Origin of the sequence: Chitinophaga hostae, assembly GCF_018224885.1 — a bacterium.
GTDB classification, from domain to species: domain Bacteria; phylum Bacteroidota; class Bacteroidia; order Chitinophagales; family Chitinophagaceae; genus Chitinophaga; species Chitinophaga hostae.
In genome coordinates this window covers 22,171-36,294 of record NZ_JAGTXB010000003.1, presented here as the reverse complement: position 1 = coordinate 36,294, position 14,124 = coordinate 22,171, and the positions used below count along the sequence as shown (strand labels likewise).

The following is a 14,124-nucleotide window of genomic DNA, read 5'->3' as shown; positions in this document are numbered from 1 at the left end:
AGAAGGACGTGGGTGAAAGTGCTGATTGGTTGTCACTAGTAATAATTTTACACTGGAAAAAATATTGTTCAAAAAAAACAAGTGAGTATGTTAAGTGCGAAAGATGTAGCTGTGATTTTTGAGACATTACTCGCCTCTCCGGGAATGGGGGATACGGTAAAAGTCAGTTTAGTGCAACCAAGAAAATTAATCCTGTTATTGGCGAAGGTGATCGACGCAGGATTGAAGAGCCGTGAAGATGCACTTCTTGCCGGAATGGAAGCGGCGACAGTTGATTCCATTAAGGGATTAGCAGACGAACTGCTGAAGAAGGCCGGCCTGACAGAATTGAATGAAAAAATTTCTTTGTTAACACAGAAATGATAAGCGGATGGAAAGTAATGTGCTGGCATGGAGTAAAGCCTTGCAAATGGGATTGCATACCAAAGAATATCCCTACTCAATAACGTCTGTTCCGACTGGTATAGTGGTTGCTCGGCTTGATTTTAAGATTTGGGCTAAAAAGATAATGGGGATAAATGGTTTTTTCTCACAGCAGGGCGGTCTGAGGTTTCAGTTGACGGTATTTCTGAATAAGCAGTTAAAGAACTATCAATTGAATAGAGAAACTGTTGATTTTGCATCCTGCCCGGTCAACAGCTTGTATGAATTGAAGATTGGGGTCCGGAAGGATAGGCCATACCTCGAAAGCATTCAATGTTTGGAGTTATAGCTTGTTTCCGGCAGTTAGGTTAACAACAATTGCCGTTATTCAATCAGATGATGTTAATGAATGGATAACGGCTTTTTTTTCAGATTGTCAAAGTGATCGGAACGGCGTTGTGGGTTACTTTTTACTATTCCCATCCACTTTTGAAAACTTCAAATAATTCCCGTTCTGCATCAGGTATTAATTCGTGTATCGTATATGTGTGTCCGATGTATATTTGATACTTGACTATCCCTTCTATCGGTGTTTCGATGAAGAAGAAAATATCGAGGTAGATATGAAAAGCGATAATGTCATGCCTATCCGCAAAATCATCGATGAAGTAATATTGTTCGTGATCTGTGAGTGCCTCTTGGAAGGTCACCCGCTTGGCAGAACGGCAAAATACTTTAAAGACATTTTTACAGAATACATCGTATCCTTTACTTTTCTTGTCTATGGGCATATGGATATTTTTATAAGATGGAGGAATGGCACCGCGGGTTTGGGCGTTTCTGTTCGGGTTTATGGTATGCCTTCCATGTTGAAGGAAGGCATACCTGGTGATAGATGTTTTAAGTGAGTAGGGTGTGGGCCGCTATGATCTTCTTACTCATTGCTTCGGCTTCTGTTATTCGATGTTGGTTTAAATCTGGATGCCACTGCCGGATAAGTTGACGGAAGGCGGTTTTAATTTCATTCGCAGATGCTCCGGGTTTTATACCGAGTATTTCATGCGGAGATTGTGCAATCTCTGTAATGATAAGCGTTGCATCTTCCTTACTCATTCGTTGTTTAAATGTTTCACGCCATTCGCCGGGGCTGCCGAAGCCACTGTCTGTGTTGTACGTTTTATAGCCATCAAGAAAGCCTTTCTTTGCCATAGTCTATTGGTTTATGAGGTTTACTTCATATGGTTGAGAGTGACCAGGCAGTCCGAGAGCGGAAAGATGCTTGCAGGTCCGGTGTGCCCTCCAACCTGGGCAACTGAACCCCCAATGTCTATTTTTTTTGTTCTGAGAAATAACATAAAGACGATTGGAGGATTCGCTTTTTACATTGAAGCGATTTTCCCATTGTGAGTTGTCTGGTAGGGCCATATCAGACCGTACGTAAATTGTAGGTAACATTTGTTTTGGATTTAGTCATGTGATGAAAAAATGAGATCGCAAGCGAGTTTGAACCTCTCGTTTGTCGTTTTTTGCTTTGCATACTGCTGTAAGCAATGGACGGTGTATAATGCCAGCATACCGTAAAAAAGCTGCTCGGAAAACATCTTGGGAGATTTTACCAGATTGGCGCGGTATTTCTCAATTAGGCGGCTTATTTCGGTAGCGTAATAAATCCAATCAGCCGGGCCGATAATCGGATTGGGTTTCCATTGCTTGCGGAGGCTGTCAGGGTCACCGGTTATCCGGCCAGAAAATTCCTTTGTATAGTCCAGGAAGGCAGGAATTTCTTCGATGAAAAGTTCAGAAATTAACTTTGCCTTTTGTTCGTTGTTCATTTTAGAAAGTGAGGTCATGTGTTAAGGTTTTGAAGTGAAGGAATGAGCGCGGATTGCTCCGCGCCTTTGTTATTTTAAGAATCCTTGTTTCTGGATATTGGCTAGCCATTGGTTAGCGCATAAGGTATGATCAAGCTGTAGGTCCGGCCAGTAGGACACGATAACATCGTTTTCAAGGTTTATGCTGTCCTGGTTTATGCCTCTGTTGTCCTGACGGAACATTTGGGGGATAACAACTAGTTTTTTTATTTCCTTTGGGTCGCTCCTTCCATCTACGACAATAAATCTCATTTCCGGGTCGCGTTTTGATACCCCGTCTTCTTGGTGGTAGTGGCATAGGCTTACAAGTTTAGCCTCGCCGCATTCAGTGGTTATCAAAGTGTTTAATACTTCCACCGTAAGCGCCATAAACTGATATGTTTCTATCTTGACATACTCGCGTGTGCCTAACCGTTTTAGTATTTCGGAAAATGTTTTTGTAGCTTGGTGATTTAACTTTTTCATGATTTTGAAATTTGGGTGTGAGCGAAAAGAGAGGGTAAGCAGAGCGGCTGTGCCGCTCCGTCATTTTTATGCTTCATCAATGGTTTTTCTTTTTTTTCCGTGTACGGTTTGTGACCCGTATTTTGCCCTGATTTGTTCCAGCGGCGCACCAGTGCCGCGCACTTTAAATGCTTCGTTCCTGTAGAACCAGGCAACCTTTTTTGAAGCGAAAACAAAACCTGCGTTTTTTAGGGTTTCTTTAACCGGCTTTGTTTCTCCGGTGACCCATATCCAGTTGCCTACAAGCTCGATAACGATTCCGGGCAGATGAATAATTTTTTCTATTTTTTCTCTGTATTCCTCAGATAGTTTTAATTCTTCGTCTATTTGTTCATCCGTCATGCCGGAACCCTTTGCAATAAAGGCAGAGGCAAAAGCATATTCTTTATTGATTTCCTGCATGGTTGCGGTATCACCGCCCATATCGGGGTGGTGTTCTTTTGCCAGCTCGCGGTAAAGCATTTTTACTTCGTCTAAGGTTTTACAGTTATTGAAATATTTCATCGTTCAAATTTTTAGAAGTTGAAAAGGGAGAAGTTTTTAATAGGTGCGGGTTTACTGTGGCGGGTGCTGTGCTTTGCACGGAGATAGCCTACTGCTATATCATCATTTTGGAAAATAACCCATGCTGACAGGAGGGCTTTAGATCGATTGGTATGACGGCGGCGTTGTATCTCCCAGGACATGCGCATTAAGCGGCTTAATAATATCTTTTGCATAGTGAAATATTTGAAGTGAGGAAAAGAGGGGATAATACCCCGTAGGGCGTTACTGATTGAGTAGGTTATTTAGGTGGGCTTTTACTAATCTTGCGGTTTCTCCATGCCATGAATGAGCATTCAGAAGGAAACGCTGTACTATACTTCGAGCGCTTTCATGATACAGCATATCGTCAATGCTGTTTAGTATTTCCATAGCCGACAAATAGGGCTTTGCAGCATATGCGATATTCTTCCAATCTTCGCGGATAACCTTTGCGATTTCTGATAAATTGTTTGAAAGTTGCATAACGAAAAAGTTTTGAGTTAATGATTACGGCTTACTGTGTGTGCCGCTTTCTTCTTTTTCGCCAGCAACGCTGCGCATTGTTTTTCGGAGCCCGGAAGAACTGCCTGCCGAAAAAAAATACAACCCTTTTGGGTGGAGATTTTTTTTCAAGGGCTGTTCTCCGGCATCCGGAAAACGATACACATCTATTCCTTCAATGCGGTAATCGTTTTAAAATCGTGTAGTCGTCAGTGTTATAATTGTTATAGTAGTGGCGTCGTATGGTGGCATGAATGATATGGTAGGGTGAGTAGAGGATTTTTCGCACAAGAGTGCGACGCAACGGAAGTTTCATCGAGATTCAAGCCTTGACTTCCCAAATACCCTAAGTAATAATGATAGTTTTATAATTGAAAATGTTTATAGAAAAAAGTTGCTTTGATCTCAGTTTCAATGTGACACTAGATAAATATGTAAAGGGGAATAGCACATCTGTGTACATTAATGGATGGAGTTTTGTAAATTTATTATAGGGGCATAATGACCGGACAACCCCATCATTTGGTAACCATTTAAAAAATACGAGAAATGCCAGCGTCTTAAAAGGAGTAACCCATTATTCATTAAAACCTCAGCTTAATGTTTACCTTATCCGAAAGAACTAACGGACAAGTTAGTTTTATGCCAAACAATCCCCATAGCCTACCGCAGACATATATTCCCGGAAGCCTTGCTTACCAGTCCATCAACGGTTTTGGAGATTTTTATTATCAGGTTGTGGAACAGCAACAATTCACGATATGGCGTAGTACCTACAAGCCATATGCTGATGTGTCTTTGCGTGTTGTTAGGAATGTAAAATGGTTAGGTTTTCGACTTATGTTGAAAAAGCATATAGCGCATGTTTACCTTGGGAAGCCTGTCGGTATCATGCAAGGTCAAATGTATTTTCAGTACTCGCCATTGACTGATGTTGAGATACGGCTAAAAGCTGACGTAACCTACGAGGTGGTGGATATGCACGTATCTACGGACTTATTCAGTCAACTTAATCTACGAAGTAGGGTATTTGATACGTTTTCCGAGATGATCGGTCATGATAAGCCAGTGTGGATTTCCGACACTCCGGTCTGGAGTGGATATTCTGTCTTGGAGGGTGTGGAGTCGTTGTTGAAAGACCCTGCAAAAGACGGGGCAGCAATAGAGATCGTGCAGCAGGTGGTAGCTACTTTGATTAAAAATGGAGGGCATGATAAGAAGATCACCTACGAACAAGCAGAAAATTTATACCATGTGAGAGAGATGATAATGAGTAGGTACTCGGAAGCAATGACATTGCAAAAATGGGCAAAAGCTACACAGATGAATACCACTGATTTTAAGTATAAGTTTCGCCAGGTATTCGGCATTACTCCCTACCGGTATCTAACATACGAACGTGTGAAGGCTGCAAAGGAAATCATGCTCTCGAATCCAGAGCTGCCGCTGGCTGAGGTAGCGAGGCGATGCGGTTTTCGTACGTACAATAATTTGCGCAGGGCGTTTTATCCAATGGAAAAAACAAAGTTATCAGTGTGGCGGGATATGAATTTAGGTATGGCATTCCAAATACTGGTAGAAATTCTGTTGAATGAATTATTGTAGAATGGTAATGTGTCAAAAAGGAAGTTTTTTGTAGCAAAAAGGAAATTTCAACATTGATGTATTGTTAACTATCAAACAGGTTCCTAACTTTAATATAGATTCATCAGACAATCAAGAATATTGTAGCCCTCAGCTTTAGACAAACACAAAGGACGTTGTAATACCGCCAACAGAATGTGAAATATATCGGTAAGGATAGACCTTATCAGGAATCACTTTGCCATATGCGCCTTAATAGTAAGCAACCATTACCAGGAATTAGAACAAAGGGATATATCGCGCAAGCCGCATCGGGTTTGCTAATCTGCCTCTTTTTGTATACCGGGTTGGACAAGATGTATAATCATAGTCGGTTTATGGATGCTTTAGAAAAGTCGTATTTATTGGCGGACGTGGCGGGAGTAGTTACATGGTCGCTACCAGTAATCGAAATATTAATTGCAGTAGCGTTGTTTGTACCAAGTTTAAGAATGAGAGGCTTCAAATACGCTATCGTTCTACTATCAGTATTTACTTTCTATCTATGTTATATGATGGTGGTATCGCCAAAGTTGCCGTGCATGTGTGCTGGTGTTCTCGAAGGCTTGTCCTGGAAGTCGCACATTGCATTTAATATAGTCATGATTGTATTGGCAATATTGGGAATGATGGCAACAGGAAAGTGCCTCGATGATGGTAGCCGTGCGCCTCCTATGACGAAAGGTTAAGTTGTCCGGTCTGTATTAAATAATTTTTTAACAATTAAAAATTTCATGTAATGAAAAAGTATTTAATCGGCATATTTGCCGCCGTAGTTGCCTTTACTGGATTTGCCTTTAAAGAAGCCAAAAGTAAACGCGCTGATATGTACGTTTTCGAGTTTAAAAGTTCACAACCATCAACTACTGCAAATGTGTCCAATCCGTCAAACACGTATTGGGAGTATAAGGGGCTTAACCTGAGCGGTTGTGCTAATATTAACCAGAAAGCCTGCCGTATCTTGGTGAGTGCTGATTATGTAGATAACCCCAATAGTCCGACTGAGCTTTCCGGTGTCAGCATTTCTGCTGCTCAAAGTGGAACTACAGCATACGTGACTGGTATTTCTGGTAGCGGAAATCTGTATTCTAATCAGGCAAGGTAAATTTGTTTTATTTTGAAAGGGCTACCCTCGAAGCGAGGTGTAGCCTTTTTGTCGTGTGATAGAATCAACTTGTAATATAGGCACAGTGCGGTTTTTGTTGGGGTGAAATCGGTAAATTTGCATGTAAAATCATATGAATTATGCGCATATTTATTTATATACTTATTACAGTGTTTTTTGTTTCCTGTAGCTCAAATGAGTTGACAAAAGAGAAGGCGGCAGAAGTCATCGCCAAGAAGTACCCCAAAGTGCTAGACTGGGAGATATTTACGGCTGACCCACAGCACGCAGCGGGCGCACTGAAAACAAAATTGGAAGATGAGGGTTACATTAGAATACAGAAAACGCAATCACTGGCAGATGCTGGGAAACCTTTTATCAGCTTTACTGATAAGGCAGCATTGTATATGTTACCAGTAACTGAAAGCGATAAGAAATACAGTATACAACGCGTGAAAATTAGCGAATTGCATTTTAAAGAGGTTGTCGATGTTAAAACCCAACCTGACGGAAAACAAGCAACAGTTGAATACACTGTAGAGCATCAGCATAATACGCCTTTTGCTGAATTGTCTCATTATAAATTAGAAGGCATTAAAAAGGAAAAAGCTGTGTTGATGTTGTCGGATAGCGGTTGGACGCTGGCTGAAAGAAAGTGATTTTTTATTGGTTCGAGTATGGATGGTATAAAGTTTACGGACAAACGTGGGCGTGAAGTCGAACTTTCTAAACCGCATGGTGCCGGTGGGAATAGCTATTACGTAACTGTGAATAGATACCATTACGGCCAGATAGTGAGGGTGTCGGGGGGAGAGTGGGTCGCTTATCCGAATAGCCAGGATTTGCCATCAGCATATTGGGATGCCCTGGTGAAGTGGGTGACGGAATATGAAGAAGGTAAAAAGAAAGAAGGCGGCTAAAGGCCGCCTTCTCTACATCAGGGCTACTGAAGCCTCTTTAGGTTTTCCTAGATACTGGTTAATACTTGTTTTGTGGTACTGTATTGCTCACTATGTCCTGTGGAAGTGGTAAAGCGAAGTATGGATCGTTTGCATTCAATCTGTAAGTAGTGCCTGCAACAACACGTTGCAGGGAGATATTCCGACCTTCTTTATTCAGCCGTTTTATATCCATCCAGCGGGTGCCCCGCATAAAAAGTTCTTTCCGCCGCTCATTGAGTATCATAGTCACAGCTTCCTTGCTATCAGCAGGCGTTATCACTGGCGGATTGGCGGATTCGTTCCATCTTGATTTTAACAGTGTTTGCATATCTGAAATAGCTTGTCCTATTATTCCTACCCGTGCGGCACACTCACTTCGTATCAGGTATAATTCATCTACCGCAATCCCTGTGAAATATTGCCATTCGTTCCCGGTATAGCTGCCCTTAAATCGATATATTGTATCCTCCTTCGTATAGAAGGCAGTAAGGCGTAAATCGTCTTTGTTGTACGATTTTATGATGTTGGAATCCACAGCTATAGTAGATGGATTTATGACATAATTAGTGGTTGCCATCTCCGAATAGAAGATAGTCTCCTTGTTGAATTGTCGGAAAGGAATTTGTGAGGTGATACTACTGTTTATGTCATTGTCGGCGGCAAAGTTCATAAGGTCGGATTTTAGGTGTAACGCAGCATCAGCATAGTGGTAGGCGCTATCGTAGTACCGCATTGATAAGTAGGTACGCGCCAATAGACCATATGCGGCGGCCTTCGATGGCATTGTTGGTAGCTTTGGGAGGTCCGGTAATAGATAGGCGGCCTCTTTGGCATCATGTAGTACTTGTTCAAGTGTCTGCTGTACGCTGGCGCGTTCGCTTGGTTCGTTGAAGTCTGAGTGAGTGCGTAATACAATGCCTAGATCGTTTGTAGCTGTGGCGGCATCATAGGCTGGTGCGAACGTGTTTACTAGCTGCTGGAAGTAATAGCTGCGAAAGAACAGCGCAGCACCTTTGACCTGGTTCCATACTGCCTGGTTTGTGGTTGGCGGTATTTTCTGCAATTGCTCTAAACAAAGATTAGCAATAAATACCGGTTCGTACGCAATAGACCAGTCATTCTGAAATTTGTATTCCTTTACCTTCCATGTATAGATTCGCTGTAGTTCTACATCAAGGCTATTGAATTGGTCATCAGATAAGAAGTAGTCATCCCCGGAAGCCTCGCTGAAGTTTGGTGTCCGTTGGAGATTCATTTTTTGGGAATTGTTAAGTAATGCCTGTAGGTCAGTAAGGGTCTTGGGTACTGTCAATGTATTGTCGGGCTGTACCTCCAGGTATTTGTTGCAACCAACCAGTCCACCGAGTAGTCCACCGAGTAGTAGTATATATGCTGTGTGTTTCATGATTTTGTTTTTTTAGGTTTAGAATGAAGCGCGTACGCCGGCGGAAAATGTTTTTGGCGTTGGTAAGCCATTCGGGAAGTCAGGGTCTATTCCGTGATCGTTGGCCCGCCATAGTATACCAACGTTCGCCATGTTTGCATATAGCTGGAATTGTTTTAGCGCTTTTATGCCGAAATGCCCTACCGGTGTATACGTGAGGTTAATGTATTGTAGCCGGATATGATCGCCTTTGAGGGCGTTAATCGTACTATATGCGTAGAACATATCACGGGTGCCGTCAACTGGGTAATTAAATGATGGTACAGATGTTTTGTTTTCGTCACCGGGCCTCTGCCACCTTTCAGCATATTCCTTGTTGCCCATCGCACCGGCAACTATACCTGAGTATGATATTGATGGCTTGCGGAAGTAGTACCCGAATTTGTAAGAAATATTTACCGATAGCTCAAAATTGAAGAATCCAAATGTATTTATCAAACTTCCTGTAGACCTGGGTATAGAAGAACCTACATATACAATGCTTGGGATTTTTCCATCTTTTCCCGGTGTTGATGCGAGCATTGCGGCGTAGTCTGTACTCAGTTCACCATTTAAATAACCCTGTGGGTTTCCGGCCTTATCGAGTGATGCCCATTGAAAAGCTGCGATGCTATATAACGGCCTGCCGATCACCGGTGTAATACTTCTGCCTCCGCTTAGTAGTGTGTTAATACTCTGCGCAGATTCATCATAGTATTTTGTGGTTTTGTTGCTGACATAATTATAAATCGCAGTTGTGTTCCACTTTAATTTCCCATTGAGATTTTGACTATTTAGCAGTACATCGATACCTGTACCCTGCATGTCAGCAACATTGGCGATGATAAAATTGGAGGCACCCCACGCTGTGTAGTCGTAGGGCATAGGGCCGTAAAGATCGGTCCCCTTTTTCCTGTAGTAGTCAACACTGCCTGATAGAAAGTTGTTGGAGAACTGTAGTCCTATATCGACCTGCTTTACAGTTTCCCATCGTAGCCGGGGATTATTCAGGTTTGTTATGGCGGCAATTGGTATGTTTGTAAGTGGGTCCACGCTATACACAGCCACAGGTAACGCTGTCCGAGTGAGGTCTACATTGCCAGACGTACCATAAGTCGCCCGCAGTTTTAGTTGCGGTAGCCATTGGAGGCCGTAGAATCGTTCACGACAAATATCCCATCCTAAACCGGCGGACCAAAGAGGTTTCCATCTATCGTTTGTTGCGACACCGAAGGCATTGCTGCCATCGTATCGCGCACTGAGAGAAACACTGTACTTTGATTTGTACCCGTAATTCATATTGGCGAATGCAGAAACAAAACGATTTGTTGTGTTTGCTGGTGGCAGTCCTGCATCTGCTATGATTTGGTTTCTGCCGGTGATGAATGTAGGATACTGATTTAAGAAGTCCATCTTTGCATATGAAAGTGGTTGATCATTGTATCCGTAGTATATATTCTTATTGCCATCAGTCTGAAGTTGCTGTATCTCGGCGCCAGCGAGCAGTGCTACATTTTGGTCTTTCCATTTCTTGTTGAAGTCAATCTGGCCGCGTAGGTTTTGGCTTTTTCGATTGGTGAAAGTAGTGCGGAGAATGTCCCCGACGGGGACGTTCTGTGTCACTTGCCCAGTAGAGCGGTTAACCTGTGTAAACAGGTTGATGGTATTTCGAGCGTCAAAACTGCCTACGCCTGATATGTTTTGCAGGTCTGTACGTTGTTGCTGATGTTGGTAAAGAACACTTATCTGCAATGACGGTAAGATTTTATAGGCAATGGTGATATTGGCGAGTATATCGTCTGTGTGTGTGGTTGCTTGCCGTAGCTTATATTCATCCAGTGGAATGTATTTCCAGTTAAGTAAATGTCCCGCACCTGCTGTGTCTACGTAGCTATCTCGGTAATATTTAGGAACAGGTAAAGGGTTACCCTCTTTGTCTGCAAATGAAAGGTAAGGCGTATATCTGCCGTTGACACTAGCCACGGTATTAAAACTTTCTTTTCCGCTGGTGGCTTTGCTGTTGGTATAATATACGTTTATGTCAGTTTGTAGTTTAGCAGATAGTTTTACCGCATTTGATAGGTGGAGATTCACCTTATCATACCTGGTACTAAGGTTGTCGGTGTTTCGGTCAATTGCTCCTGCCATTAGCCACCTTACATTGCTGCTGCCACCAGATACGCTTAGCGAGTATTGCTGAGTTGTAGCAGGACGGTAAAAGTACTCTTCATACTGGGCCTTACTATCTTGTGCTTGTAGCGCAGCTACCTGCGTAATGCTATCAGTAGCGGAGATCAAACCAGATTTTCGCTTCAGTAGCACTTCAATGAGTGGTGGAACTGGAACAAACTTCCGGTTTAGTGCTGGGTTGAAGTAGTTCTTCCCGAAGAGAAATGTTTCTAAGTTCATGTAGTCGGCAATGCTCATATCGTTTAGGGTCGATAGATCGGGCTTCTTTTGAACGATTGAGCCGGTAGTAAGAGAAACGGTTGGTTTTTGATTGTATCGGCTTTTTTTGGTGGTGATGACGATTACCCCGTTACCTGCCCTGGCCCCCCAAATACTGGCCGCTGCTGCGTCCTTTAGGATCGTGATACTTTCTATGTCTGTAGGGTTTATGTTTTGTATATCCCCATTGAATACAAAATTGTCCAGAACAATGAGGGGATCCAGCGAACCGTTGATGGTACCCAAGCCCCGAATGTTGATACCGGTTTTATTGTTGTTGCTGTTTGCATTGCCATAGCCTGGGTTAAAGCTCAGGCCGGGTGTAACGTTTTGAAGCCTGTTGAGGATATTTGTGCCAGTCTGTTGAATTAGCAATACATTATCTACAATAGAAAATGATCCGTTGACCTGGTTAGGCTTTATCCGCTGGTAGCCGGTACTGACTGTAACCTGTGATAGTTCCGTGGCAACGGTATTCATGATGACCTCCAACGCTTTTTCCGGGCTGGCAATCAGCGTTCGGACTGGTTGGTAGCCTATATGGGTAAAGTTCAGGGTGTCGGGTAATTCAACAAGGGAGAGGGTGAATGTACCATCTGTTCCCGTAGTAGTTTTGATGCCGCCTTTCATCGCTGATATGGAAATACCAGCTAACGGCACTTGGTCATTAGATAAAATCCGCCCACTGATCTTTACACGGGCATTCGGCTGTGCCGATGCGGCTGCGGCGAGTAAGAAAAGAAATACTGCAAAAATAAATCTCATTGAAAAATTGTGTTTTGGTGAATAAATGGTGTTGTGTCAATTATCCCTATCGTATCTGTCATCCTTAATAGGTTCTTTTAAAATTTGTCCTTTCAGTGCTTCTTGTATGTTGCCGGTAGTAAGTGCTTCGGCGCTAGTGATGCCTAGTATTTTCCTGTTGGCTGAAATCCATACATAGTGAGGAATGTATATATGCGGGAACAGTTTAAACGCGGTGGTATCGTTGATGGCAGTGGTAAGTGGGAAGGGCTTTCCTTTTACTGTTTGCCAACGTCTAAAAAATGTTTGAAGTTGCGGGATGCTGTCCAGTGTTCCCCGAACGCTGTTGACCAAGAGGAATTTTATCTGCCCGGAGAACTGATTTTCAAGGGAATCGTATTTGGGAAACATGCGAACGCAGCTACTGCACCATGTTGCCCAAAAGTCCAGGATCACCAGCTTGCCGGTATGGTCACTCAGCTTAATTGGCGCTTTTTCGTTCCAAAGGAGAAAGAAAATGTCGGGTACTGTATCGCCTACAGATAGGCGATGTAGTTTTGCTGGTTGAAGATCCTGAGCAAAGGAAGGTCGTGCCAGCCCAATAAGGGCCAGCGCAAAGAAAAACATAAATTTCATGCGTGATTTTTAAATTGAAGTATAAGTTTTCAGGCTAGTATTGTATCGAATGCCGCTCTACCAATGAATTTGTCATATTTCCAATAGCAAGGGAATTAGTCTCATCCAGCAAGTTAGCCCTTGTGATGCTAATTTTATCCAATTTTTAGTTGACTTTAACTGGAAATTGGTTGACTTTTACTATATTGTGGTTAAAATTGAGTATATGGTTACAGGCTCTCCAGATATGAAATCCAGCAAGCATCATGGAAAGAATATCCAAAAAATTAGGGTTTATATGAATGTTAAACAGGAAGCTTTAGCAACGGATTTAGGTTTAAGTCAGCAAGGTATTTCAGCACTAGAAAAGATGGAGTACATAGATGATGCAATGATGGATAAAATAGCAGATGTATTGGGTGTGTCTGCTGATTTAATCAGGGATTTTGATGAAAGAAATGTTATTAATAATATCAATAACGTAAGGGATTGTTCATTCTCTGATAATTCGATTAATTCTGTCGCTGGTACATTTAATCCTCTTGAAAAAATTGTTGAACTTTATGAGCGGCTATTGACCAGCGAAAGAGAGAAGGTTGAGATTTTAAGAAATAAATCTAATAATGAATAAATAATTTAATCGAAATGGAAAAGTCAATCAATAGTACAAATGTGGCTCACATGGGGCGTAGGGTTGAAAGGATAAGACGTTTACGAGGTTTTTCTCAAACGCAGTTAGGTGAAAGGCTTGGCGGCATGTCGAAGCAGGCTGTTTCAAAATTGGAACAAAGCGAAAAATTAGATGATGAGAAGATCGAGAAAATCGCACAAGCATTGGAAGTCACCGTTGAAGGACTTAAAAAATACCATGAAGAGCAAGTGTTGTATAATACTATTAATTTTTATGATTCCAGTGGTGTGACAGCTTCGGGTATTTGCGCTAACAATATTGAGAATCTAAATACTTTCGATATTCACCAGGCAATGTCACTTTATGAGAAACTTATCGCTAGGGAAAAACAAACAGCAGATAATTTGAAGAAACAAAAACAATAGACGGATGGCGATAGTTGAAAGTAATTGTAACAAGCATTGGGGTAGGAAAATTAAAAGCATTCGCCTGCTACGAGGAATAACAGAGATGGAGTTCGGAAATACCCTGGGGATTTCTGTTCAAGATGTTTCAAAATTGGAACAGTTGGAGAGAATAGAAATAGGTAGAGTAAAAGATATTGCAAGGGCATTGGGTGTAACTGAGCAAGGTTTAATAGATTTCAGTGATGATAGAGTGCAATATAACACCATGAATTTTTATGAAAATTGTGGAGTTAGTAATTCCACGATTGCTAACTGCTTCCATCAAACAGTTAATACAAATCAGTACGACAAACTTGCAGAATCACTGGAACTAATTTTGGAATCCTTGAAGATATATAAATGACTTGTACAAAATGAATATTT

20 protein-coding genes are annotated in these 14,124 nt (G+C 42.0%); 10 read left to right on the top strand and 10 right to left on the bottom strand.

The window, feature by feature from the left end; genetic code table 11:
• Positions 1–87: 87 nt before the first annotated feature.
• Positions 88–363 carry a hypothetical protein gene (locus KE626_RS07280; protein ID WP_211972219.1) on the top strand — a complete coding sequence of 92 codons (276 nt, stop codon included), beginning with the start codon at positions 88–90 and terminating at the stop codon, positions 361–363.
• Positions 364–370: 7 nt separating this feature from the next.
• A complete protein-coding gene (locus KE626_RS07275; RefSeq protein WP_211972218.1) occupies positions 371–712 on the top strand; it encodes a hypothetical protein in 342 nt (113 codons plus the stop codon).
• A 124-nt stretch (positions 713–836) separates the two neighbouring features.
• On the opposite strand, the gene KE626_RS07270 is transcribed toward KE626_RS07275, so the two are convergent.
• The 7 genes from KE626_RS07270 to KE626_RS07240 all read right to left on the bottom strand — a co-directional run bounded on the left by KE626_RS07270 (position 837) and on the right by KE626_RS07240 (position 3,746).
• Positions 837–1,154: a hypothetical protein gene (locus KE626_RS07270; RefSeq protein WP_211972217.1), complete on the bottom strand. Its 318-nt coding sequence runs from the start codon at positions 1,152–1,154 to the stop codon at positions 837–839.
• A gap of 109 nt (positions 1,155–1,263) precedes the next feature.
• Positions 1,264–1,572, bottom strand: coding sequence for a J domain-containing protein (locus KE626_RS07265; protein ID WP_211972216.1), 309 nt, complete (start codon positions 1,570–1,572; stop codon positions 1,264–1,266).
• Between the two features lie 257 nt (positions 1,573–1,829).
• Entirely contained in the window at positions 1,830–2,213 is a 384-nt protein-coding gene (locus KE626_RS07260) for a hypothetical protein (RefSeq protein ID WP_211972215.1), read from the bottom strand.
• 51 nt (positions 2,214–2,264) lie between these two features.
• On the bottom strand, positions 2,265–2,699 hold the full coding sequence (locus KE626_RS07255; protein WP_211972214.1) for a DUF6908 domain-containing protein: 435 nt from the start codon (positions 2,697–2,699) through the stop codon (positions 2,265–2,267).
• 66 nt (positions 2,700–2,765) lie between these two features.
• The gene (locus tag KE626_RS07250) at positions 2,766–3,242 is read right to left on the bottom strand and encodes a hypothetical protein (protein ID WP_211972213.1); all 477 of its coding nucleotides are present in this window, start codon (positions 3,240–3,242) and stop codon (positions 2,766–2,768) included.
• Positions 3,243–3,253: 11 nt separating this feature from the next.
• Positions 3,254–3,457, bottom strand: a complete 204-nt coding sequence (locus tag KE626_RS07245; protein WP_211972212.1) for a hypothetical protein — start codon at positions 3,455–3,457, stop codon at positions 3,254–3,256.
• Positions 3,458–3,506: 49 nt separating this feature from the next.
• Entirely contained in the window at positions 3,507–3,746 is a 240-nt protein-coding gene (locus KE626_RS07240; RefSeq protein WP_211972211.1) for a hypothetical protein, read from the bottom strand.
• Positions 3,747–4,364: 618 nt separating this feature from the next.
• Between KE626_RS07240 and KE626_RS07235 the strand changes: the two genes are divergently transcribed.
• From KE626_RS07235 to KE626_RS07215, 5 genes are all read left to right on the top strand, one after another.
• Complete coding sequence (locus KE626_RS07235) at positions 4,365–5,369, top strand: AraC family transcriptional regulator (protein WP_211972210.1); 1,005 nt, start codon at positions 4,365–4,367, stop codon at positions 5,367–5,369.
• Positions 5,370–5,545: 176 nt separating this feature from the next.
• A complete protein-coding gene (locus KE626_RS07230; protein WP_211972209.1) occupies positions 5,546–6,076 on the top strand; it encodes a MauE/DoxX family redox-associated membrane protein in 531 nt (176 codons plus the stop codon).
• 50 nt (positions 6,077–6,126) lie between these two features.
• A complete protein-coding gene (locus tag KE626_RS07225; RefSeq protein ID WP_211972208.1) occupies positions 6,127–6,492 on the top strand; it encodes a hypothetical protein in 366 nt (121 codons plus the stop codon).
• 140 nt (positions 6,493–6,632) lie between these two features.
• On the top strand, positions 6,633–7,151 hold the full coding sequence (locus tag KE626_RS07220) for a hypothetical protein (RefSeq protein ID WP_211972207.1): 519 nt from the start codon (positions 6,633–6,635) through the stop codon (positions 7,149–7,151).
• Between the two features lie 108 nt (positions 7,152–7,259).
• Entirely contained in the window at positions 7,260–7,412 is a 153-nt protein-coding gene (locus KE626_RS07215; protein WP_211972206.1) for a hypothetical protein, read from the top strand.
• A 58-nt stretch (positions 7,413–7,470) separates the two neighbouring features.
• On the opposite strand, the gene KE626_RS07210 is transcribed toward KE626_RS07215, so the two are convergent.
• From KE626_RS07210 to KE626_RS07200, 3 genes are read right to left on the bottom strand one after another with little or no spacing between them, the layout of a single operon-like run.
• Positions 7,471–8,838 carry a RagB/SusD family nutrient uptake outer membrane protein gene (locus KE626_RS07210; RefSeq protein WP_211972205.1) on the bottom strand — a complete coding sequence of 456 codons (1,368 nt, stop codon included), beginning with the start codon at positions 8,836–8,838 and terminating at the stop codon, positions 7,471–7,473.
• An 18-nt stretch (positions 8,839–8,856) separates the two neighbouring features.
• Complete coding sequence (locus KE626_RS07205) at positions 8,857–12,069, bottom strand: SusC/RagA family TonB-linked outer membrane protein (protein ID WP_211972204.1); 3,213 nt, start codon at positions 12,067–12,069, stop codon at positions 8,857–8,859.
• 36 nt (positions 12,070–12,105) lie between these two features.
• Complete coding sequence (locus KE626_RS07200) at positions 12,106–12,684, bottom strand: TlpA family protein disulfide reductase (RefSeq protein WP_211972203.1); 579 nt, start codon at positions 12,682–12,684, stop codon at positions 12,106–12,108.
• 205 nt (positions 12,685–12,889) lie between these two features.
• Between KE626_RS07200 and KE626_RS07195 the strand changes: the two genes are divergently transcribed.
• Genes KE626_RS07195 through KE626_RS07185 form a run of 3 tightly spaced genes read left to right on the top strand, consistent with a single transcriptional unit; the run spans position 12,890 to position 14,104 of the window.
• Positions 12,890–13,294: a helix-turn-helix domain-containing protein gene (locus KE626_RS07195; RefSeq protein ID WP_211972202.1), complete on the top strand. Its 405-nt coding sequence runs from the start codon at positions 12,890–12,892 to the stop codon at positions 13,292–13,294.
• Positions 13,295–13,308: 14 nt separating this feature from the next.
• Entirely contained in the window at positions 13,309–13,719 is a 411-nt protein-coding gene (locus tag KE626_RS07190) for a helix-turn-helix domain-containing protein (protein WP_211972201.1), read from the top strand.
• Positions 13,720–13,723: 4 nt separating this feature from the next.
• Positions 13,724–14,104 (top strand): helix-turn-helix domain-containing protein, encoded by a 381-nt coding sequence (locus KE626_RS07185; protein WP_211972200.1) that lies wholly within the window; start codon positions 13,724–13,726, stop codon positions 14,102–14,104.
• Positions 14,105–14,124 lie beyond the last annotated feature (20 nt).